19 protein-coding genes are annotated in these 22,250 nt (G+C 61.7%); 17 read left to right on the plus strand and 2 right to left on the minus strand.

What is annotated here, in order from left to right; genetic code table 11:
• Nucleotides 1-237 precede the first annotated feature (237 nt).
• Nucleotides 238-1,002, plus strand: coding sequence for a sulfite exporter TauE/SafE family protein (locus tag KGA88_RS07535; RefSeq protein ID WP_223589963.1), 765 nt, complete (start codon nt 238-240; stop codon nt 1,000-1,002).
• Here the strand turns inward: KGA88_RS07535 and KGA88_RS07540 are convergent.
• Nucleotides 992-1,306 carry a putative quinol monooxygenase gene (locus tag KGA88_RS07540; RefSeq protein ID WP_223589965.1) on the minus strand — a complete coding sequence of 105 codons (315 nt, stop codon included), beginning with the start codon at nt 1,304-1,306 and terminating at the stop codon, nt 992-994. The genes KGA88_RS07535 and KGA88_RS07540 overlap by 11 nt on opposite strands.
• A gap of 163 nt (nt 1,307-1,469) precedes the next feature.
• Between KGA88_RS07540 and KGA88_RS07545 the strand changes: the two genes are divergently transcribed.
• From KGA88_RS07545 to KGA88_RS07580, 8 genes are all read left to right on the plus strand, one after another.
• On the plus strand, nt 1,470-2,060 hold the full coding sequence (locus KGA88_RS07545) for an NAD(P)H-dependent oxidoreductase (protein ID WP_223589968.1): 591 nt from the start codon (nt 1,470-1,472) through the stop codon (nt 2,058-2,060).
• A gap of 216 nt (nt 2,061-2,276) precedes the next feature.
• Complete coding sequence (locus KGA88_RS07550; protein WP_110662165.1) at nt 2,277-3,188, plus strand: LysR family transcriptional regulator; 912 nt, start codon at nt 2,277-2,279, stop codon at nt 3,186-3,188.
• Nucleotides 3,189-3,291: 103 nt separating this feature from the next.
• Entirely contained in the window at nt 3,292-4,185 is an 894-nt protein-coding gene (locus KGA88_RS07555; RefSeq protein WP_223589971.1) for an NAD-dependent epimerase/dehydratase family protein, read from the plus strand.
• Nucleotides 4,186-4,388: 203 nt separating this feature from the next.
• A complete protein-coding gene (locus KGA88_RS07560; protein ID WP_223589973.1) occupies nt 4,389-5,834 on the plus strand; it encodes a SulP family inorganic anion transporter in 1,446 nt (481 codons plus the stop codon).
• Nucleotides 5,835-6,054: 220 nt separating this feature from the next.
• Nucleotides 6,055-7,404, plus strand: coding sequence for a gluconate:H+ symporter (locus tag KGA88_RS07565; protein WP_223589975.1), 1,350 nt, complete (start codon nt 6,055-6,057; stop codon nt 7,402-7,404).
• A gap of 13 nt (nt 7,405-7,417) precedes the next feature.
• Nucleotides 7,418-8,278, plus strand: coding sequence for a MurR/RpiR family transcriptional regulator (locus tag KGA88_RS07570; RefSeq protein WP_110662680.1), 861 nt, complete (start codon nt 7,418-7,420; stop codon nt 8,276-8,278).
• A gap of 1 nt (nt 8,279) precedes the next feature.
• Nucleotides 8,280-9,737, plus strand: coding sequence for an N-acyl-D-amino-acid deacylase family protein (locus tag KGA88_RS07575; RefSeq protein WP_110662681.1), 1,458 nt, complete (start codon nt 8,280-8,282; stop codon nt 9,735-9,737).
• 236 nt (nt 9,738-9,973) lie between these two features.
• Entirely contained in the window at nt 9,974-10,342 is a 369-nt protein-coding gene (locus KGA88_RS07580; protein WP_223589977.1) for a glyoxalase superfamily protein, read from the plus strand.
• Between the two features lie 26 nt (nt 10,343-10,368).
• Here the strand turns inward: KGA88_RS07580 and KGA88_RS07585 are convergent, their stop codons facing one another.
• Nucleotides 10,369-11,397, minus strand: coding sequence for an AraC family transcriptional regulator (locus tag KGA88_RS07585; RefSeq protein ID WP_223589979.1), 1,029 nt, complete (start codon nt 11,395-11,397; stop codon nt 10,369-10,371).
• A gap of 209 nt (nt 11,398-11,606) precedes the next feature.
• Here KGA88_RS07585 and KGA88_RS07590 point away from each other — a divergent pair, with 209 nt between their 5' ends.
• From KGA88_RS07590 to KGA88_RS07625, 8 genes are all read left to right on the plus strand, one after another.
• A complete protein-coding gene (locus KGA88_RS07590; RefSeq protein WP_223589981.1) occupies nt 11,607-13,202 on the plus strand; it encodes an FAD-binding oxidoreductase in 1,596 nt (531 codons plus the stop codon).
• Nucleotides 13,203-13,207: 5 nt separating this feature from the next.
• Nucleotides 13,208-14,797, plus strand: coding sequence for a glycerol-3-phosphate dehydrogenase/oxidase (locus KGA88_RS07595; protein ID WP_223589983.1), 1,590 nt, complete (start codon nt 13,208-13,210; stop codon nt 14,795-14,797).
• A gap of 20 nt (nt 14,798-14,817) precedes the next feature.
• Nucleotides 14,818-16,386: an FGGY-family carbohydrate kinase gene (locus KGA88_RS07600; protein WP_110661416.1), complete on the plus strand. Its 1,569-nt coding sequence runs from the start codon at nt 14,818-14,820 to the stop codon at nt 16,384-16,386.
• Between the two features lie 238 nt (nt 16,387-16,624).
• Nucleotides 16,625-17,914 (plus strand): phospholipase, encoded by a 1,290-nt coding sequence (locus KGA88_RS07605; RefSeq protein WP_223589986.1) that lies wholly within the window; start codon nt 16,625-16,627, stop codon nt 17,912-17,914.
• A gap of 45 nt (nt 17,915-17,959) precedes the next feature.
• Complete coding sequence (locus KGA88_RS07610; protein WP_110659751.1) at nt 17,960-19,918, plus strand: DUF1302 domain-containing protein; 1,959 nt, start codon at nt 17,960-17,962, stop codon at nt 19,916-19,918.
• Between the two features lie 160 nt (nt 19,919-20,078).
• Entirely contained in the window at nt 20,079-21,452 is a 1,374-nt protein-coding gene (locus tag KGA88_RS07615) for a DUF1329 domain-containing protein (RefSeq protein ID WP_223589988.1), read from the plus strand.
• A gap of 87 nt (nt 21,453-21,539) precedes the next feature.
• Nucleotides 21,540-21,785, plus strand: a complete 246-nt coding sequence (locus KGA88_RS07620) for a FitA-like ribbon-helix-helix domain-containing protein (RefSeq protein ID WP_046038645.1) — start codon at nt 21,540-21,542, stop codon at nt 21,783-21,785.
• Nucleotides 21,782-22,201: a type II toxin-antitoxin system VapC family toxin gene (locus tag KGA88_RS07625; RefSeq protein ID WP_223589990.1), complete on the plus strand. Its 420-nt coding sequence runs from the start codon at nt 21,782-21,784 to the stop codon at nt 22,199-22,201. Before KGA88_RS07620 ends, KGA88_RS07625 begins: the two co-directional genes overlap by 4 nt.
• The last annotated feature ends 49 nt before the right edge of the window (nt 22,202-22,250 follow it).

A 22,250-nucleotide genomic window follows, 5' to 3' on the forward strand; every position in this document is an offset into this window, starting at 1 on the left:
TGTGGGATATTTACCTCTGCAGTTACCTATTAGGCAGGCTGAAAAGCGGCGAGAGCCGCCTTTCAAGCCAACAGAAACGTAAAGGATGTCCCCGGTTTCAATCGTAAAGGATGTGTCCGTTTCTACATCGCGAAGGCGCCAGTCGCTGCAGCGAAATACTCAGCCTCTACCAAAGCAAGAGGCAACCTCAGTATATGGCAGATTTTCAATCAACCCTGGCGGGCTCACCATAGCCCCATGAATACACTCTCGGCGTTTTACCAGAATCTCGGCCTGGCCTTGTCACTGTTGGTGATCGGCACCTTCATGCTGGCCGGCATGATCAAGGGCGTGATCGGTCTCGGCCTGCCCACGGTCGCCATGGGCCTGCTCGGCCTGGCTATGGCGCCGTCGCAGGCTGCGGCGCTGCTGATCATTCCGGCGACCCTGACCAACGTTTGGCAACTGGCATTCGGCGGGCATCTGTCGGGGCTGGTCAAACGGTTGTGGCCGATGTTGCTGGCGATCTTCATGGGCACCGGGGCAGGCACTCTGTGGATCGGCATGAGCGGTGGCCATTGGGTGGTGCGAGGGTTGGGGGCGGCGTTGTTGCTCTATGCGCTGAGCGGTTTGTTCCTGCCGACCCTGCGCGTGGGGCGGCGCCGCGAACGCTGGTTCGGTCCGCTGTGTGGCCTGCTGACCGGCGTCATCACTTCGGCCACCGGCGTGTTTGTGATTCCGGCGGTGCCGTACCTGCAAGCGCTGGGCTTGAGCAAGGACGAACTGGTGCAGGCACTGGGCCTGTCGTTCACCGTTTCGACCCTGGCCCTGGCCGGTGGCTTGTTATGGCGCGGCGCTCTCGGTGGGGGCGAGTTGAGCGCATCGCTGCTGGCGCTGATCCCGGCCATGCTCGGCATGTGGCTGGGGCAAACGCTGCGCCAACGGATCAGCGCGCTGTGGTTCAAGCGCGTGTTCTTCGTTGGCATGGGGTTGCTCGGCGGCCACTTGCTGATCAGCGGCTAGCGGACGACCGGCTGATCATGTCGATGGCGCGGATCTCGAAATCCCGCTCCAGGTACTCATCACGCTGCTCGAGGAACTGCTTCATGTGTGGCAGGTTCGAGTGCACGTCGAGGTGGGCCTGGGATTGCCAGATCTCGTAGAAGATGAACAGGCTCGGGTCCTGTTTGTCGCGCAACATGTGGTATTCGATGCAACCGGGTTCGGCTCGGCTCGCCTCCACGTAGCCGCTGAAAAATGCTTCGAAGGCGTCGGATTTTTCCGGACGGGTCTTGGCGTGCAGGATGAAGCCCTGGATTTCACTCATCTACATCTCTCCTCAAGTCAGAACTGGCGCCAGTCTAAGGCAACAATAGCCTGTTGATTCGTGCTTGTAGGTCAAATGAATTTTGCCAAACCGAGGCTTATTCCGCGCGAGGCCGATCGGTACTCTGCCGCCATTGAATTCCCGACCCTTCCCGAGATCTCCCATGAAAAAAGTCCTGTTGCTCAATGGCGGCAAAAAATTTGCGCACTCCGACGGCCGCTACAACACCACCCTGCATGAAGCCGCGTTGAGCGTGCTGGATCGTGGCGGCATGGATGTGAAAACCACCTTCATCGATGAGGGCTACGAAGTTGCCGAAGAAGTGGCCAAGTTCCTCTGGGCCGACGTGATCATCTACCAGATGCCCGGTTGGTGGATGGGCGCGCCGTGGACCGTGAAGAAGTACATCGACGAAGTCTTCACCGAAGGCCATGGCAGCCTCTATGCCAGCGACGGCCGCACTCGCTCCGACGCCTCGCAGAAGTACGGCAGCGGTGGCCTGATCCACGGCAAGCAGTACATGCTGTCGCTGACCTGGAACGCCCCGCAGCAAGCCTTCGACGACCCGACCGACTTCTTCGAAGCCAAAGGCGTGGACGCCGTGTACTTCCCGTTCCACAAGGCCAACGAGTTCCTGGGCATGACCGGTTTGCCGACGTTCCTCTGCGTGGACGTGATGAAGCGTCCGGACATCGAAGGCGATGTGGCGCGTTATGAGCGGCATTTGAGTGAGGTGTTTGGCCTGTCGTCGTAACTGTTTCGGGCTACTATCGATTGTTTGAGTCAGGCACAGTTCCTGTGGCGAGGGGGCTTGCCCCCGTTGGTGCGCGAAGCGGACCCATAACCGGTGCGCGCGGAGGTTCAGATACACCGCGTATGTCGATTTTACGACGGCTTCGCCGCCGAACGGGGGCAAGCCCCCTCGCCACAATGGACTTCCTCTGCACAATAGAACGACGCAGGACTATCGATGAAAGCCAGATCCGATGAATTGCAGATTTTCGTCTGCGTGATTGAATGCGGGTCGATTTCTGCGGCGGCCGAGCAGGTCGGGCAAACGCCCTCGGCGGTCAGTCGTACGCTGTCGCGGCTGGAGGCCAAGCTCGACACCACCTTGATCAATCGCACCACACGGCGCATGGACCTGACCGAAGAGGGCAAGTATTTCTTCGAGCACGCCAAGCGCATTCTCGATCAGATGGATGAGCTCGAAGAGCGCCTGTCTTCGCGCCAGCAAACGCCGTCCGGGCGTCTGCGGATCAACGCGGCATCGCCGTTCATGCTGCACGCCATCGTGCCCTACATCGATGAGTTCCGCAGGCTCTACCCCGACATCCAGCTTGAACTCAACAGCAATGATCTGATCATCGATCTGCTTGAGCAGAGCACCGACATCGCCATCCGTATCGGCACCCTGACTGACTCGACGTTGCATGCCCGCTCCCTGGGTTGCAGCCCGTTGCACATCGTCGCCAGCCCGGCGTACCTGGAAAAACACGGCACCCCGCAAGCCGTGGCCGATCTGGCTGACCATACGCTGCTGGGCTTCACCCAGAACGAAGGCCTCAACCAATGGCCGCTGCGTTATGTGCATGGCGATCGCTGGCCGATCCAGGCGTCGATCAGCGCCTCCAGCGGCGAGACCATCCGCCATCTAGCTCTGGACGGCCAGGGCATCGCCAGCCTGTCACACTTCATGACCATCGAAGACATTCGTGCCGGGCGCTTGAAAGTGTTGCTGGGTGAATTCAACAGCGGCTACCGCCAGCCGATCAACGCGGTGTACTACCGCAACTCGCAACTGGCCCTGCGGATTCAATGCTTCCTGGACTTTATCCAGGGCAAGTTGGCGGGTTATGCGAGCGCAGATTTCAAGGGCTGATTCGTGATTCCTGCGCAAAAGTGAATTGGGTCAGAGGGCATTTTTCGGCAGTGATCGCTCCTTGATACTCCTTGCATCACTTATCCACGCAGGGAGTTTCTCCATGAACGTATTCGTTACCGGCGCTGCCGGTTTTATCGGCGGCTCCATCGCCACGGGACTGGTCCAGGCCGGCCACAACGTCACCGGCCTGGTGCGCAGCGCCGAACAAGCGGATGAACTGCGTGCGCTGGGCATCGCCCCGGTGATCGGCACCCTCGACGACTCTGCCCTGTTAGCCGATCAGGCGCTGGCCGCGGACGCTGTGATCAACGCGGCCAGCAGCGATCATCGTGGTGCGGTGGAGGCCTTGCTCGATGCCTTGCGCGGTTCTGGCAAAGTATTCCTGCACACCAGCGGTTCGAGCATCGTCGGCGATGCCTCGGGCGGCAAATCCAGTGATGTCATCTACTTCGAAGACAACCTGCCAGAGCCGACCGTGGACAAAGCTGCGCGCGTGGCCATCGATACTCTGATCCTGGCGGCGGCCATGGATGGGGTGAACTCGGCGGTGATCTGCAACACCTTGATCTACGGCCACAGCCTGGGTGTGCATCGCGACAGCGTGCAGCTGCCGCGCCTGCTCAAACAGGCACGTAAAAGTGGCGTGGTGCGCCATGTCGGCACGGGGCGGAACATCTGGTCCAATGTGCACATCGAAGACGTGGTTTCTCTGTACCTGCTGGCGCTGACTGAAAACGTACCTGGCACCTTCTACTTCGTTGAAAGCGGAGAAGCGTCGTTCATCGACATGACCACTGCCATGGCAAAGGCGCTGAACCTGGGCGAGCCGCAGGACTGGCCGCTCAAGGACGCCGAAGCCGAGTGGGGTTATGAGATGGCCAACTATGGTTTGGGCTCCAACAGTCGGGTTCGTGGCAAGCATGCGCGGGAGTTGCTGGGTTGGGTGCCGAAGCGCACGTCGGTGGTGGAGTGGATTCGCGAGGAGATGGTGTGAGTTCGCTATAGATCGCGTCATCGTTCTTCGCGAGCAAGCCCGCTCCCACAATTGATCGCGCTCCGTCAGAAGGAATGCGATCGAATGTGGGAGCGGGCTTGCTCGCGAAGACTTTTTCGATGACACAGATGATGGCCGCTCGGCCCTCGATTCCGTAACATCCGCACACTCTTTTTCGTTTTTCCCTGTGTGCGGTCCCCCCCATGAAAGCAAAACGTCTACGCGCCGATGTCCTGGCCGGACTTACCACTTCCTTCGCCCTGTTGCCCGAGTGCATCGCGTTCGCGCTGGTGGCCCATCTCAACCCGCTGATGGGGCTCTACGGTGCGTTCATCATCTGCACCCTGACCGCACTGTTCGGCGGGCGGCCGGGCATGGTCTCCGGCGCGGCCGGCTCGATGGCCGTGGTGATCGTCGCGCTGGTGGTGCAACACGGTGTGCAGTACTTGCTGGCCACGGTGTTGCTGGGCGGGCTGATCATGATGGCGTTCGGGCTGCTCAAGCTCGGCAAGCTGGTGCGCATGGTGCCGCACCCGGTGATGCTCGGTTTCGTCAACGGCCTGGCGATTATCATTGCCCTGGCGCAACTGGAGCACTTCAAGAGCGGTGAGACCTGGTTGAGCGGTACGCCGCTGTACATGATGCTGGGCCTGGTCGCGGTGACCATGGCGGTTGTCTACGTGCTGCCGCGCCTGACCCGTACGGTGCCGCCGGCGCTGGTGGCGATCCTCGGCGTGGGCCTGGCGGTGTATCTGCTCGGCCTGCCGACCCGCACCCTGGGCGACATGGCGCACATTGCCGGTGGCTTGCCGACCCTGGCGCTGCCGGACATTGCGTGGAATCTGGAGACCCTGCGCATCATCGCGCCTTACGCGATCCTGATGGCGCTGGTCGGCTTGCTGGAAACCCTGTTGACCCTGAACCTCACCGACGAAATCACCGAAAGCCGTGGCTTCCCGGATCGCGAGTGCGTGGCGCTGGGGGCGGCGAATCTGGTGTCCGGTGCGTTCGGCGGCATGGGCGGTTGCGCCATGATCGGCCAGACCGTGATCAACCTCAGTTCCGGCGGTCGCGGGCGCTTGTCCGGGGTGGTGGCCGGGGTGTCGATCCTGCTGTTCATCCTGTTCCTGTCGCCGCTGATCGAGCGCATTCCCTTGGCCGCGTTGGTTGGGGTGATGTTCGTGGTGTCGCAGCAGACCTTCGCCTGGGCTTCGTTGCGGGTACTGAACAAAGTGCCAGTGAACGACGTGCTGGTGATCATCGCAGTGACGGTGATTACTGTGTTCACCGACCTGGCCACCGCGGTGCTCTGCGGCATCATCATCGCGGCACTCAATTTCGCCTGGCAGCAGGCCCGACAGCTGTATGCCGACAGTCATCTGGAGAACGACGGCAGCAAGCTGTACCGGGTGCATGGCACGCTGTTCTTCGCCTCGACCACACCCTTTCTCAATCAATTCGATCCGGCCAACGACCCGGCGCAAGTGACCCTGGATTGCCGTCACTTGAGTTTTGTCGACTATTCGGCCATCGCCGCGCTGGGCACCTTGCGCGAGCGCTACGCCAGGGCCGGCAAGCACCTGCGGGTGCTGCATTTGTCCGAGCGTTGCAAGAAACTGCTCAAGCGCGCGCGGATGCAGCACGACTGAAGTCAGCCGTTCGATCGTTCCCACGCTGATAGGGGAACGATCTGACAGTCGGCGATGAAAATTCACACGGCCGACTTTCATAATTTGCGACACGGCATACCTCTGTGCGACATGTCTTACCTCTGTACGAAAATTATTTTCACCTCGTTTGAAAATAACGCCTCGAAATGTTTTAAGAGTTTCACAAATATTTCGACGTGACCCTCTCGAGGAGTACCGCATGACCCTGTCCTTCGGCTATTGGCTGCTGGTGTATGCCGCCATCGCCATCATTGCACTGATCGTTCTGATCGCCCGTTACCGGCTCAACCCGTTCATTGTCATCACCCTGATTTCCATCGGCCTGGCGCTGGTGGCGGGGATGCCGCCGTCGGGTGTGGTGGGGGCGTACGAGGCGGGTGTCGGCAAGACGCTGGGGCACATCGCGCTGGTGGTGGCGCTGGGTACGATGCTCGGCAAGATGATGGCCGAATCCGGCGGCGCCGAGCAGGTGGCGCGGACCTTGATCGACCGTTTTGGCGAGAAGAACGCGCATTGGGCGATGGTCTGCATCGCGTTCCTGGTGGGGCTGCCGCTGTTCTTCGAAGTCGGTTTCGTCTTGCTGGTGCCGATTGCCTTTACGGTGGCGCGGCGCGTGGGCGTATCGATCCTGATGGTCGGCTTGCCGATGGTCGCCGGGCTCTCGGTGGTGCATGCGCTGGTGCCGCCGCACCCGGCGGCAATGCTCGCGGTGCAGGTGTATCAGGCGTCGGTGGGGCAGACCTTGCTCTATGCGATTGCGATCGGCATTCCGACCGCGATCATCGCCGGTCCCCTGTACGCCAAATTCATTGTTCCGCGCATTCAATTGCCAGCAGAAAACCCGCTGGAACGCCAATTCCTGGAGCGCGAACCGCGCGACAGCCTGCCGGGGTTCGGCATCACCATGGCGACCATTCTGTTGCCGGTGGTGTTGATGCTGATCGGCGGCTGGGCCAATCTGATTTCCACGCCGGGTACAGGTTTCAACCAGTTTTTGTTGTTCATCGGCAACTCGGTGATCGCGCTGTTGCTGGCCACCTTGCTGAGCTTCTGGACCCTCGGCCTGGCCCAGGGTTTCAACCGCGAATCGATCCTCAAGTTCACCAACGAATGCCTGGCGCCGACCGCGAGCATCACCCTGCTGGTGGGTGCCGGTGGTGGCCTGAACCGGATTCTGGTGGACGCCGGCGTCACCGACCAGATCGTCGGCCTGGCCCACGAGTTTCATCTGTCGCCGCTGTTGATGGGCTGGCTGTTTGCCGCGCTGATGCGCATCGCCACCGGTTCTGCCACTGTGGCCATGACCACCGCTTCAGGTGTGGTCGCCCCCGTGGCCATTGGTCTGGGTTATCCCCATCCGGAACTGTTGGTGCTGGCGACGGGCGCGGGGTCGGTTATCTTTTCCCACGTTAACGACGGCGGTTTCTGGTTGATCAAGGAATACTTCAACATGACCGTTGCCCAAACCTTCAAGACCTGGACCGTGCTCGAGACGTTGATCTCGGTCGTCGCCTTCGGCCTGACCGTTGGCCTTTCTTACCTGATTTAACCGGAGCCACTGCATGGACATCCTCTACCAGATCCGCGCCCGTCAGGATTCCTTCAGCGCCGGTGAAGGGCGCATCGCCCGCCTGATGCTCGACGACGTCGGATTTGCCGCCTCGGCCAGCCTCGATGAGCTGGCGTTGCGGGCGGAGGTCAGCAGCGCCACGTTGTCGCGTTTCGCCCGTACGGTCGGCTGCAAGGACCTGCGTGACTTGCGCTTGCAACTGGCCCAGGCCAGCGGCGTCGGCAGCCGCTTTCTCGACCCGGCGGGCACGCCCGAGCAGTCGGCGTTCTACGGGCAGATCGTCGGCGATATCGAGACGACCTTGCGCCAGCACCTGGCGGCGTTCGACGAGTCGCGTTTCGCCGACGCGGTGAAATTGCTGGGCAAGGCGCGGATGATTCACGCGTTCGGCATGGGCGGCTGCTCGACCCTGTGCAGCGATGAACTGCAAGTGCGCCTGGTGCGCCTCGGCTATCCGATCACGGCGTGCCACGATGCGGTGATGATGCGCGTTACCGCCGCCAGCCTCAGCGCTGAACAGGTGGTGATTGTCTGCTCGCTGACCGGCATCACCCCGGAACTGGTGGAAACGGTGGAGCTGGCGCGCAACTACGGTGCGCGCATCCTCGCCATCACCCGCGCCGATTCGCCGCTGGCGCAGCTGGCCGACATCGTCCTGCCCCTGCAAAGCGCCGAAACCTCGTTCATCTACAAACCCACGGCAGCGCGCTACGGCATGCTGCTGGCCATCGATGTGCTCGCCACCGAGCTGGCCCTGGCCAATCCTCAAGACAATCAAGAACGTCTGCGGCGGATCAAGCTCGCCCTCGACGAATACCGCGGCGGCGACGACCACTTGCCGCTGGGAGACTGACATGCAGTACGACACGCTGATTCGCAACGCCCTGATCATCGACGGCAGTAACAGCCCCGGATACCCCGCCGACGTGGCCATTCTCAACGGGCGCATCGAGCGTATCGGCGACTTGCGCGATGCACGCGCCAATGAAGAAATCGACGCACAGGGCCATGTGCTGGCGCCGGGTTTCATCGACGTGCACACCCATGACGACACCGTGGTGATCCGCCAGCCGCAGATGCTGCCCAAGCTCAGCCAGGGCGTGACCACGGTGATCGTCGGCAACTGCGGGATCAGTGCCTCGCCGGTGAGTTTGCGTGGTGATCCGCCGGACCCGATGAACCTGCTGGGCACGGCCGCTGCGTTCGTTTACCCGACCTTCGGCGCCTACCGCGCCGCGGTCGAAGCGGCAAACACCACGCTGAACGTTGCCGCGTTGGTCGGCCATACGGCGTTGCGCAGCAATCATCTGGACGACCTGTTTCGCACCGCCAGCGCCGATGAAATCAGCGCGATGCGCGAGCAATTGCGCGAGAGCCTCGAGGCCGGCGCGTTGGGTCTGTCCACGGGTCTTGCCTATGCCAGCGCCTTCTCGGCATCGACCGATGAAGTGATGCAACTGACCGAAGAGCTGACGGCATTCGGCGGGGTCTACACCACTCACTTGCGCAGCGAGTTCGAACCGGTGCTGGAGGCCATGGACGAGGCGTTCCAGATCGGTCGACATGCGCAAAGCCCGGTGATCATTTCCCACCTCAAATGTGCCGGTGCCGGTAACTGGGGGCGTAGTCCGCAGCTGCTGGCGTCCCTCGAAGAGGCGGCGAAGACCCACCCGGTGGGTTGCGATTGTTATCCGTATGCGGCGAGCTCCTCGACCCTGGACCTCAAGCAGGTGACCGATGCCCATCGCATCACCATCACCTGGTCGACCCCGCATCCGGAAATGGGCGGCCGCGACCTGATGGACATCGCCGCCGAATGGAATGTGTCGCTGTTGGATGCTGCTCGCCAGCTGCAACCGGCCGGCGCGGTGTACTACGGCATGGATGAGGCGGATGTGCGCAGAATACTTGCGCACCCGCTGTCGATGGTCGGCTCCGACGGCTTGCCGGAAGACCCGTTTCCGCACCCACGCTTGTGGGGTGCATTCCCTCGCGTACTCGGACATTTCAGCCGTGACGTAGGACTGTTCCCGCTGCACACGGCGGTGCACAAAATGACCGGGCTGTCGGCGGCACGCTTCGGTTTGAAGGCGCGCGGTGAAATACGCGAAGGTCATTGGGCCGACCTGGTGTTGTTCGATCCGGCGACTGTCCGCGATGTCGCCGATTTCAACGATCCGCAACGGGCGGCGCAAGGCATCGAGGGCGTCTGGGTCAACGGTGTGTTGAGCTACCGCGATGGCCAGGCCAATGGGCGCAGGGAAGGGCGGTTCCTGGCTCGGGAAGGGGATTTGCGCACGGGTTTTCAGTGAGTTTCGAGGACTGCGTCACAGTAGTGGCACTTTGAGACTAAAGAACGCCATTTCCGCGCCGAAGGACTGATATCAAGACCGACTTCCCTTGCTGGTCGGTTACGTATTGTGTAGGAGCGAGCTTGCTCGCGATGGTCGTTAACGATAACGCGTTTTGACTGGCTAAACGCGGTGCCTTTGACTCCATCGCGAGCAAGCTCGCTCCTACAGGTCTTTCACCGTCTGGGAGCAACTCGATGAGCTTCGGCAAAACCACTCCGGTCCTGCGCATTTTCGACGAAGTCAAGGCCGTGGAGTTTTACGTCGATTTCCTGGGGTTCAAGATCGACTGGCAACATCGATTTGCAGCGAGTTCCCCGCTGTACCTGCAAATCTCCCGTGGCGAATGCGTGCTGCACTTGTCCGAACACCATGACGACAGCGCACCGGGTTCTGCACTGCGGATCGAGACCGAGGAGCTTGAGCAGTTCCAACAGCAACTGTTGGCCACGGAATACGGCTTTTCCCATCCGCAGATCCAGGTCATGCCGTGGGGCAGCCAGGACCTGACCATCGCCGATCCTTTCGGCAATCGGTTGGTGTTCACCAACGCGATCAGCCTCTGAGCCTTCAGCCCCTCAGGCTTAAGCCTTCAGCCTTCGTTCGGCACCCGGTGGGTCTGGCGAAACTCGCCGGGCGGCATCCCGCGCCGGCTTTTGAAGGTGCGGTGAAACGAGCGGGGTTCGGTGAAACCCAGGTACTGGGCGATGTCCTGAATCGGCAGGGTGCTGTTGAGCAGGTAATGCTCGGCCAGCTCCTGGCGCAGGTCATCGAGGATCTGCTGGTACGACGTACCGGCCTGATGCAACTGGCGTTGCAGGGTGCGCACTGACACGGCGAGCTGCTCGGCCACCTGCTCCTTGCGTGGCAGGCCTTCCTTGAGCAACTGGCGCAGGATGTTTTTGACCCGCTGCTGCAGCGACGCGTCCTCCAGTGTGGCCATCAATCCCAGGGCATGTTCTTCCAGGGTGCGCAGCAATTGCGCATCGGCCTGGCGCAAGGGCAACTGCAAATACGGCAACGGCACAATCAGCGCCGAGTAAGGCTGGTCGAACAGCACCGGGCAGTCGAAGAACTGCTCGTACTCTACCAGCGTCGTGTCGGTCGGACGTGCATGTTCCAGCCAGACGGCGGCCGGCGACAGTTGCGTGTCGGCGATCCAGCGCGCGTATTGCAGCCAGGAGCCGAGCACGTTTTCCACCAGGTGCCGGCGAATTCGCGGGCGTTGATGGCGGCAGGTCCAGATCAGGTGCACCTCGCTGCCTTGCACCTCGGCGCGGCTGACGCCCATGTCGCCCACCAGCTTCTCGAACGGCATGATGCGACTCATCGCATCGCCCAGGGTCGCGCAGTTCATGGTGATGTAGCCCAGCACGCTCCAGGAGTTGGGCAACACAAAACGCGCGGCGTTGAGACCAAACAAGGCATCGCCCGAGTGTTCGCAGAAATAATCGAGCAGCCGTTCATGGGCCTCACCCGGCAACCGCAGGCTGTTGTCACTCAACTGCTGTGCCTGCAACCCGGCAGCCGCCAACGCAGGCTCGATGGCCATGCCCAGTTGTTCGGCATGGCGCAGGTATTTGAGCAGCGGCGGAACTGAAGTGAAGCCCAGGGATTGCATGATCGTTTCCTTTGATCAAGGCCCGCGTGCGCGGATGAATGCCCTGAAAGGTAATTTGAAACCACGGCTAAAGTAAATGGCTGACGCTTGCGCGACGTTTGACTCAATTGGCTACTCGAACTGGCCGGATGCGACCGTGACACTTTCGGGCGGCTGACTAGTATGGGGGCCTGAAATATCACTGATCAGAACCGCAAAAGGACACACGCATGCGACGCTGGAACGGCTGGGGAGATGCAACCACGGTGGTCGAACTGCCGGCCCAGGGCGCGAGCTTTCTCGCGCAACGAGTGGGTGACGGTCGAGCGCTGCCCGATGCGACGCTTGAGACGGCATTGGCCCGCGTGCCCGTATCGCGGTTGCAGCAACACCTCTTGTACAGCCTGGATGCCCATGATCGCTTGCTGCATGCCCGAGGGCAGAGCCTGCCGGACTGGCTGGCGTTGCGTGAAGGCGCGCTGGGTAATTATCCCGATGCCGTGGCCTTTCCCGAGAGCGCTGAACAGATTCGCCAGTTGCTGGCGCTCGCTCATGAGCAGGACCTGTGCCTGATTCCTTATGGTGGCGGCACCTCGGTGGCCGGCCACATCAACCCGCCGAATTCTGCGCGGCCGGTGGTGACGGTTTCCCTGGCTCGCATGAATCGCCTGCTGGAGCTCGACGAAGAGAGCCTGCTGGCCACCTTTGGCCCCGGCGCCAGTGGACCGCAGGTGGAAAGTCAGTTGCGCGCCCGTGGGTACACCCTGGGGCATTTTCCGCAGTCCTGGGAGCTGTCGACACTGGGTGGTTGGGTCGCCAGTCGTTCCAGTGGCCAGCAGTCGCTGCGCTATGGGCGAATCGAGCAATTGTTCGCCGGCGGGACACTGGAAACCTTTGCCGGCCCATTGGAAATTCCCACCTTTCCAGCCTCGGCGGCCGGTCCCGATCTGCGCGAAGTGGTGCTGGGCTGTGAAGGCCGTTTCGGGATCATTTCCGAGGTCAAGGTTAGGGTCAGTGAATTGCCCGCCGATGAACGTTTCTACGGCGTTTTTCTGCCCGATTGGCCGCAGGCGCTACGCGCCATCCGCCAGTTGGCCCAAGCGCGGGTGCCGCTGTCGATGCTGCGCTTGTCCAACGCGGTGGAAACCGAAACCCAACTGGCGTTGGCCGGTCATCCACAGCAGATCGCCTGGCTGGAAAAGTACCTGGCCCTGCGCGGCGCCGGCGAGGGCAAATGCCTGCTGACGTTCGGCGTGACCGGCAATCGTCGGCAAAATGCGCTGTCCCTGCGTCAGGCCCGGCAGCACCTGAAGGCGTTCGGCGGGGTGTTTACCGGCACCTTGCTCGGCAAGAAGTGGGCGCAGAACCGTTTTCGCTTTCCCTACCTGCGCGAAAACCTGTGGAACGCCGGTTACGTGGTCGACACCCTGGAAACGGCCACTGACTGGAGCAACGTCGATAACCTGCTCACGCTTGTCGAAAACAGCCTGCGTGACGCCTTGGCTGCCGAAGGCGAGCGCGTGCATGTCTTCACCCACCTGTCCCATGTCTACGGCGAAGGATCGAGCATCTACACCACCTATGTGTTTCGCCCGGCGGCGGACTACCCCGCCACCCTGGCGCGCTGGCAGGCACTCAAGCAGGCGGCCAGCCAGACCATCGTCGACAACCACGGCACCATCAGTCACCAGCATGGCGTGGGCAAGGACCACGCGCCGTATCTGCGACGGGAGAAGGGCGCGCTGGCGATGGACACCCTGCAGGCACTGAGTCGGCATTTTGATCCGGCCGGGCGCCTGAACCCCGGCACGTTGTTGCAGGAGTGACGGCCATGAGCCTGGACTGGAACGCGGCGTGGCGACAGCAGGTGCTGCCGACGCTGGCGGAGGAAACCTGGGACCTGATCGTCATCGGCGGCGGCATCAGCGGCGCCGGTATCCTGCGCGAAGCAGCGCGCCGTGGCTGGCGTTGCCTGCTGCTGGAGCAGCGCGATTTCGCCTGGGGCACCTCCAGCCGCTCCTCGAAAATGGTCCATGGCGGCTTGCGTTACATCGCCAAGGGCCAGTGGCGCCTGACCCGCGATTCGGTCCGCGAACGCCAGCGCCTGCTCGATGAAGCGCCGGGGCTGGTGGAGCCAATGAGTTTCATGATGCCGCATTACCGTGGCGGCTTTCCCGGACCGCGCGTGCTAGGTGGTTTGCTGTCCGTCTATGACGCCTTGGCCGGGCGGCGCAGCCATCACTTCCATGACGCGCAACAACTGCGTTATCTGGCGCCCGGGGTGAAGGAAGATGACCTGTTGGGGGGTACCTGTTTTGTCGATGCGCTGACCGATGATGCGCGCCTGGTGATGCGCGTATTGGGCGAGGCCCGGGCCGACGGCGCCGTGGTGCTCAACGGCGTGCGTGTGCAGCAGTTGCTGCGTGAACAGGGGCGCGTTTGTGGGGTTCAGGTCGAAGACGGCGAGGGCGGTGGATTACTGACATTGCGTTGCGGTGTGTTGGCCGTCGCCACCGGTGCGTGGGCCGAGCGCCTGCGCCTGCCCGATGCCCCGCGCCAGTTGCGCCCGTTGCGTGGCAGTCATTTGTTGTTGCCGGGCTGGCGCCTGCCCGTGGCGCAAGCCTTCACCTTCCTGCACGAGCGTGACCGTCGACCGGTGTTCGTGTTCCCTTGGGAAGGCGCCACGGTGGTCGGCACCACGGACCTCGATCATCACGGCGATCTGGACCAGAGCGCGAGCATCAGCCCTGAGGAACTCGACTATCTGCTGGCTGCCTGCAGCCAACAGTTTCCCGGCGCTGAAGTGGTCGCCGCCGATGTGCTGTCGACCTGGTCGGGCGTGCGTCCGGTGGTGGGCAGCGCTGCGGGTGAACTCAAGCCGTCGAATGAAACCCGTGAGCACGTGCTGTGGCAGGAGCCTGGTTGCGTGACCCTGGCTGGCGGCAAGTTGACCACCTTTCGCCCGCAGGCGATCGAAGTGCTTAAGGCCTGCGCGAGCATGCTCGAGCGGCCCTTCGATGATGACGCCGCGCCGGTGTTCGCCGTCGTGCCGCCGCTGGCGATACCGGGACTCAGCGCCAACCGCTGGCGGCGCCTGGCCGGGCGGCATGGCCGTGACCTGCCGAGGCTGGCGCAACTGATCGCCGAGCTGGGCCACGACACTGTCGGCGGCACTGACACCTTGTGGGCGGAACTGGCCGTTGCCTGCGATACAGAAATGGTCCTGCACCTGGATGACCTGCTGCTGCGCCGAACCCGCCTGGGCTTGTTGCTGCCGCGCGGTGGCGAGGATTATTTCGCTGCCATTCGCCGACTCTGCCAGCCACGGCTGGGCTGGGACGACGAGAGCTGGAAGCACGAGCAGCAGCGCTACCTGGAGTTGTGGCAACGCCATCATGGTTTGCCGGATGCCGCGCATTGATGCCCATTGAAGAGAGCTCCATGGATAACCACCCGAACAAGCGTTACCTGTTGGCCATCGACAATGGCACCCAGAGCGTGCGCGCGCTGCTCTTCGACCTGCAGGGCAATCTGCTGGGCAAAGGCAAGGTCGAATTGCAGGCCTATTACTCGACTCAACCCGGCTGGGCCGAGCAGGACCCAGAATATTACTGGGCAAAGCTGGGTGAGGCGTGCCAGCAGTTGTGGCAGCAGACCGGCATCGATCGTTCGCAGATTGCCGGCGTATCCCTGACCACCCAGCGCGGCACCGTGATCAACGTCGATGCCCAGGGCAAGCCGCTGCGCCCGGCGATCCTGTGGCTCGATCAACGCCAGGCCGAAGTCGAAGGCGGTATCAAGGGGCCGTGGGGCTGGTTGTTCAAACTGGTCGGCGCGAAAGCCACGGTGGACTATTTTCGCGCCCAGGCCGAGGCCAACTGGATTGCCCGCCATCAGCCTGAAGTGTGGGCGGCGACCGACAAGTTTCTGCTGCTCTCGGGGTTTCTCACCCATCGCCTGTGCGGGCGCTTTGTTGATTCCGTGGGCTGTTGCGTCGGTTACCTGCCGTTCGACTTCAAACGCCTGAAATGGGCCGCGCCGGCCGACTGGAAATGGCAAGCGCTGGCGGTGCGTCCCGAGCAACTGCCGAGCCTGCACAAGCCCGGCGAAACCCTCGGCCACATCAGCGCCGAGGCCAGCCGCCACACCGGTATTCCCGAGGGGTTGCCGCTGATCGCCGCGGGTGCCGACAAGGCCTGCGAGGTCGTGGGTTCCGGCGTGGTCGACGCAGGCACCGTGTGCCTTTCCTACGGCACCACGGCGACGATCACCAGCACCCGCTCGCGCTACCTGGAAATCGTCCCGTTGATTCCGCCTTACCCGTCCGCGGTGCCGGATCAATTCAACTGCGAGGTGATGATTTATCGCGGCTACTGGATGGTCAGCTGGTTCAAGAACGAGTTCGGCCTGCGGGAAATGCAGCAGGCCAAAGCCCAGGGCGTGGAGCCCGAGCAGCTCTTCGATGCGCTGGTCGATGCCGTGCCGCCGGGCTCGATGGGGTTGATGCTGCAACCCTATTGGTCGCCCGGCATTCGCGAGCCGGGTGTGGAAGCCAAGGGCGCGATGATCGGCTTCGGCGACGTGCATACCCGCGCGCACATCTACCGGGCGATCCTCGAGGGGCTGGCGTATGCATTGCGCCAGGGCATGGAGAAGATCGAGAAACGTTCGAAGGTCTCCATCACGCGCTTGCGCGTCGCCGGCGGAGGTTCGCAGAGTGATGCCGCGATGCAACTCACGGCGAACATTTTCGGCCTGCCGGCCGAGCGACCGCATGTCTACGAAGCGTCCGGCCTGGGCGCGGCTATTTGCTGCGCGGTGGGGCTGGGGCTGCACGCGGATTTCCCCACGGCGATGGCCGCCATGACGCGGGTTGGTGCGGTATTCATGCCGCAACCCGAGGCGCAGCAGATCTATGAGCGACTGTACAAAGAGGTCTACCTGCGCATGTATCGACAGCTCAAGCCGCTGTACCAGAGCATCCGCAAAATTACCGGTTACCCCGCCTGAAAGAACACAGCAGATCCCCTGTGGGAGCGGGCTTGCTCGCGAAGGCGGCGTGTCAGTTAAATCAATGGCGACTGACACTCCGCCTTCGCGAGCAAGCCCGCTCCCACATTGGTCCGTGGTGTTTTTTGCGCCGAGGCGTGGCGCTATCGGAGAACTTTTCTGGTGAGATCGGACAGTGTCAGGGCCCGGGTCGGTTGTTAGGCTCAACCCCCACGGCACATCCAATAAGAACCAGGCAATGAAGCTGAAATTCCTCCTGTTGCTGTTTTGTGCAACGGCCCCGACGGCCTGGGGCTGGTCCAACCATACGGTGGGCAGCTACCTGGCGTTGCAGGACCTGCCGGCCTTGCGCGACGCACCGCAGGTCAAGGTCGAACCGCTGGAACAGTTTCTCTCACAGCAATACGAGGCCGTGAGCGCGTTGCTCGACGAGCAGGAGCGCTTCGCCCGCGAACACTTCGCCCAATACCCGCCGCGCCCCGACAACCTGCGATTGCCAGCAGTACCCGGGGATAAATTGCGCCACGATTTCCTCACCGCGCTGCGGATCAATCCACAGATTCATCTGGCGATGGTCATCCAGCCGTTGCCCGGCAAGGATCTGCCCGAGCGTGAACACCTGAGCGCCGAGCAGGTCATGGTCGAGCAAACCCTCTCGCCGTGGAATCGCCAGCGCTTCATCCGCGTGACCGACAACGAACAAGTCACGCCCCTGGCCGTGTTGGCCAGCGCTGCCGATGAGCCGGATTACGGCCACGACATCAACCTGTTCAGCGACAACCCAGGCGAGGTGGGCGTGCTGTACGGCTTCGGCCCGCAGCCCTTCGGTGACGCGCGGTTTCAGTACAGCTCCCAGGCACCGTTCCATATGGGCTTCTTCCATGAGAGCGCGGTGGTGTACGCCGCTGCCGGATTCCTCCAACGCAGTTGGCCGGACTGGCGCGCCTACCAGTACATGGGGTTGGCGCGATTGGCCTTTGCCACCGGCCATTCCTACTGGGGCTATCGCTTTCTCGGCTGGGGCCTGCACCACATTCAGGACCTGACCCAGCCTTATCACGCCAAGCCATTGCCTGGTGTCGACCTCGCCAATCTTCTTCTGCTGGAGGGCAAGGCACTGGCCGGTTTCGCTGCCGACAAGCAGGCGGCCATCGAACGGGTGGCCACCCGGCACATGGAAGTGGAGAAGTATCAGTCGACCTGGCTGCGTCGTTTGCTGCGCGCCGGTCAGCCCCATCCAATGCTCGACGCTTATGCCGATTCTGCCCAGGACGCCCATTACCCGCCGTACTCGGTGGACTACCTGCGCGACGTGGTGAGCGCCGAGTCTGTTGACGACAGCGCAGTGTTTGACAAAGCCATCGGGCAGTGGCTCGAGACGGCGCCGATCACCAGCGATTTCAGCAGCGGCAATCAAGTGCAGCGGGAAAATTTCGATCACCCGGAACTGAACCGGCAACTGTTCAAGCTGCTGGGGCATTTCGGCGCCCACAGCCGGATTTATGCCCGTGCGGGATTGGCGCCATAGCTTTCGCTCATGACCAAAAAAATAAAAACAGGGAAGGAGGAACACATGATCAACACTCGATTGCGCCTGTCTGGCATGGCGCTCCCCGGCGTCGGCCTGGCCGGGCTGCTGCAACTGTGCGCAGTCGATAGCGCACACGCTGTGGAATTCAGTGCGCTGGACCAACAAGTCACGGGTTCGTTCGACAGTACCTTGTCTTATGGCCGCTTGTGGCGGGTCCAGGGTCGGGACAAAAACAACGACGACATCAACACCAACGACGGTGATCGCAACTTTGATACCGGGCTGGTTTCCGAGGTGTACAAGATCACTTCGGAACTTGAGGCCAACTATCAGAACTACGGATTGTTCGTGCGTGGCACCGCGTTCTATGACACGCAACTGATGGACAAGCGCAACGACTACTACGACAACAACAACCCGTCGCAACCGAGCCAGAGCTACCCGCAGGACGATCACTTCACCAGCCAGACCCGCGACATCGCCGGCAGCCGGATCGAAATGCTCGACGCCTACGTGCATGGCAGTTGGGACGTCGCACAGATGCCGGTCACCGCGCGTGTCGGGCGCCAGGTGTTCAACTGGGGTGAGGGGATTTTCTATCGCGGTGGGGTCAATACCACCAACCCGGTGGACGCGGCCAAATACCGTTTGCCGGGTTCAGAGGTCAAGGAAGTGCTGATTCCGGTGGAGGCAATCAGCTTCAATGTCGGCTTGACCGACAGCCTGACCATGGAAAGCTTTTACCAGACCAACTGGAAGGAAACCCGCATCGACCCGGTCGGTACGTTCTATTCACAAACCGATTTGTTCGCCGACGGTGGCAACACCGCTTACAACAACTTCAGTGGTACGGCCCTCGACACGCCGGTGCCGGGGTTTGGCAACGTCATTGGCCTGTACAGCGCACTGGGCAACAACCCTTTGCTGGCGCCGGCCCTGAAAAGCACCGGCCTGTACGCCAATGGTGTGACCCCGGCCTTCGGCAACACCCTCAAGGTGGCGACCATCGGCAAGGATGACAACGCACGCAACGATGGCCAGTTCGGATTCGCCTTTCGCTACATCGCTGAAGAACTCAACAGCACCGAGTTCGGCTTGTATATGGTCAATTACCACGCCAAGGAGCCGACCGTTGCTGCTGACCTGGGCGGTTACAAGGGCATCGACATGAACGCCTTGACCAACATGCTGGCCAGCGTTGCCGGCAGTCAGGCAGGGGCACTCGCCAACGGTCTGGCCACTGCCGATGTCATGGGCAACATTCAGGCGCATCGACGCTATGCCGAAGACATCCGCATGTACGGCTTCAGCTTCAACACCACGCTGGGTGATGCATCGGTGTTCGGCGAAGTGGCCTATCGGCCTAACCTGCCCATCGGCATTGCGGCCACCAACGACTTGATTGGCGACTTGGCCAACGGTGCCGCCACGGCGGTGACCGGCAAGGCCATCAACGTCGGGGGGCAGATGGTCACCCTCGACAGCCAGATCAACAACGCCGAGCGCGTCGAAGCGTTCAACACCTCATTGGGCAGCATCTACAACTTCGGTCCGACGATGTCGTTCGATTCGATGTTTGGCGTCTTCGAACTGGCCTCCGAGCACCTGCGCGGCAGCAGCCTGCAATACACCGCCTACGACGGCAGCACCCGTTATTACGCGGGTACCGGCAACACGTCGTATGTGTCTGGCGGTGACCGCGACGACCAGGTCAATCGCGACTCCTACAGCTACACGGTGATGTTCAACGGTACCTGGAACGACGTGTATGCCGGGGTCAACGTTTCACCCTACGTGGTCTACAAGGACGACTTCCAGGGCAACAGCTATCAGGCGGGCAACACCATCGAAGGCCGCAAGGCCTACACATTGGGGATCAAGGCCAACTACCAGAACAAGCTGGAGGCCGAGCTGCAATACACCGAGTTCTACGGCGGCGGACAGAACAACGGTCTGCGTGACCGCGACAACGTCGGCTTCAACCTCAAGTACTTCCTTTGATTGCTGCACGCAAACCCATTGTGGGAGCGGGCTTGCTCGCGAAAGCGGTGTATCAGGCGACATCTGTGCTGGATGAGCCGCCCTCTTCGCGAGCAAGCCCGCTCCCACAGGGGATCTGCTGTGTGTTGCAGACCTGCGGCCTTTATTTCGGAGAACGATCATGTTTCACACTTCACGATTGACCAAGACCACGCTGGCGCTGTTCCTGAGCCTGACCGCCGGCAGCGCACTCGCCGCGATCACGCCCCAGCTGGCCGAACAATTGAAAACCACGCTGACGCCGCTGGGCGCCGAACGTGCCGGCAATGCGGCCGGGACCATTCCTGCATGGACCGGCGGCATCACCCAGGCGCCGGCGGGCTACAAGCCTGGCCAGCATCACCTGGACCCCTATGCGGCGGACAAGCCGCTGTTCACCATCACCAAGGCCAACCTCGATCAGTACAAGGCCCACCTCAGCCCGGGTCAGATCGCCCTGTTCAACAGCTACCCCGACACCTTCCAGATGCCGGTCTATCCCTCTCGCCGCTCGGGCTCGGCGCCGCAGTGGCTGTATGACAACACCTTGAAAAACGCGACCTCGGCCAAGCTGCTCGATGGCGGCACCGGATTTGCCGATGCCTATGGCGGTGTGCCGTTCCCGGTGCCCAAGGACGGGGTCGAGGTGCTGTGGAACCACATCACCCGTTATCGCGGCATCTATGTGGTCCGTCGTGCTTCCGAAGCACCGGTGCAACGCAACGGCAGCTTCGCGCTGGTGACCTCGCAACAGGAAGGGCTCTTCAATTATTACCGCCCGGGCGGGCAGTTTGCCGACCTGAAAAACATCCTGTTCTACTACCTGGCGTTCGTTAAGAGCCCGGCCCGGCTGGCGGGCGGTGCGGCACTGATTCACGAGACCCTGGACCAACTCAAGGACCCGCGTCAGGCCTGGGTCTACGACGCCGGTCAGCGCCGTGTGCGGCGGGCGCCGAACCTTGCGTATGACACCCCGATCGCCTCATCCGACGGCCTGCGCACGGCGGACGATACCGACCTGTTCAACGGCTCGCCGGACCGCTACGACTGGAAGCTCAAGGGTAAGCAAGAGGTCTACATTCCCTATAACAATTACAAAGTCGGTAGCCCCGAGGTGAAGTACGAGCAGTTGCTCACACCGGGCCACCTCAACCCGCAATTCACCCGTTATGAGCTGCACCGGGTCTGGGTGGTCGAAGGCACGCTCAAGCCGGGCGCGCGGCATATCTATTCCAAGCGCGTGCTGTTTCTCGACGAGGACAGTTGGGGCGCTGCATTGGTGGATCAATACGACGGACGAGGGGAGTTGTGGCGGGTGTCGATGGCCTACCTGAAAAACTTCTACGACCTGCCCACCACCTGGAGCGCGCTGGACGTCTTCCATGACTTGCAGGCGCGTCGTTACTACGTGCAGAACCTGGATAACGAAGAGCAGGGCACAGTCGACTTCGCCCAACCGGTGCCGGAAGACGCGTACTTCATGCCGTCGGCATTGCGTCAGCGCGGTACGCGGTGATATTGGCCATTGGGAAGATTGCCGGGGTTTGGTTTACCAGGATGTGCTAGCCTGCAATCAATGATTTCATTGATTGCAGGAGGCATCATGGCCAGCATCACCATTAGAAACCTTGATGAGAAGCTCAAGGAGCAGCTGCGTATCACGGCGGCTCATAACGGACATTCGATGGAAGAGGAGGCTCGCCTGATTCTGGGCCGGGCCTTGGCGACTGTTGATCGCGCCGGTGGACTTGGAAGCAGGATCCGCAACAGGTTCAGCGCTCTCGGAGGCGTGGAGCTTGATCTGCCAGAACGCTCAGAGAAAGCGACGGCGGTGGATTTTTCTGAATGATAGTGCTCGATACCAACGTTCTTTCAGAGTTTATGCGAGTCGAACCTGAAGCCCGGGTGCTTGCCTGGGTTGATGCGCAGCCATCGATGGATCTGGCAGTCAGTGCGGTAACGGTGGCGGAAATACTCCACGGCATCGCACGCCTGCCTTCCGGCAAGCGCAAACAAAAACTTGAAGCCCATGCCATGGCAATGTTCGAAGAGGACTTTGCCGGACGCATTTTGCCGTTCGATGCTCATGCCGCTGTCGAGTACGCAACGCTGGTAGCAGGTGCTGAAGCCAATGGGCGTGCGGTTTCAATGGCAGATGCGCAAATTGCCGCCATTTGCCGAAGCCATGGGGCTGCCATAGCCACCCGCAATGTTCGAGATTTCGAGTTCAGCGGTGTTGAAGTGATAGATCCCTGGATAAGCTGAGCCCCCTCTGTAGGAGCGAGCTCGCTCGCGAAAAACTTGCCAGCGCCGC

It is taken from the genome of Pseudomonas sp. A-R-19 (assembly GCF_019956575.1).
Taxonomy (GTDB): Bacteria; Pseudomonadota; Gammaproteobacteria; order Pseudomonadales; family Pseudomonadaceae; genus Aquipseudomonas.